Here is a 402-nt window from a genome sequence, read left to right on the forward strand (position 1 = left end):
CACCGACGGCACCACCCACTCCTTCGAAGGCGGGCACTACATCAGCGTCGTCGGCTACCGCGACAACGGCAACACCGCCACCATCGCCGACTCCGCCAACCCCAACCAGGCCTCCTACCGCATGAGCGTCGACAACCTCGCCGACTGGATCGCCACCCGCGGCTACACCGCCTGACCCACACCAACGACAAGCACCACACAGCGACACGACAACGACAAGGGCCGGCCCCCACGAGGGGCCGGCCCTTTCGTCGTCTTTCACCTTCACCCAGCATCCGTAGCAAAGCAGGCCGGGGCCAAGCCGAAGCCCAGGGCAGCAGCCGGGGCCTAGGGCCTGTGTCGAAGTCGGTTACAGCCACTCGTTGATCGCGGCGATGTGCACGGTGGCTTCGTAGCGGACGG

1 pseudogene is annotated in these 402 nt (G+C 66.7%); it reads left to right on the forward strand.

The features are described 5' to 3' along the window. Positions 1-175 (forward strand): annotated as a pseudogene (locus tag ACPXCB_RS31575) (C39 family peptidase); the annotation flags it as partial. Between the last annotated feature and the right edge of the window lie 227 nt (positions 176-402).

It is taken from the genome of Micromonospora sp. DT62, assembly GCF_049847285.1.
GTDB lineage: Bacteria > Actinomycetota > Actinomycetes > Mycobacteriales > Micromonosporaceae > Micromonospora > Micromonospora reichwaldensis.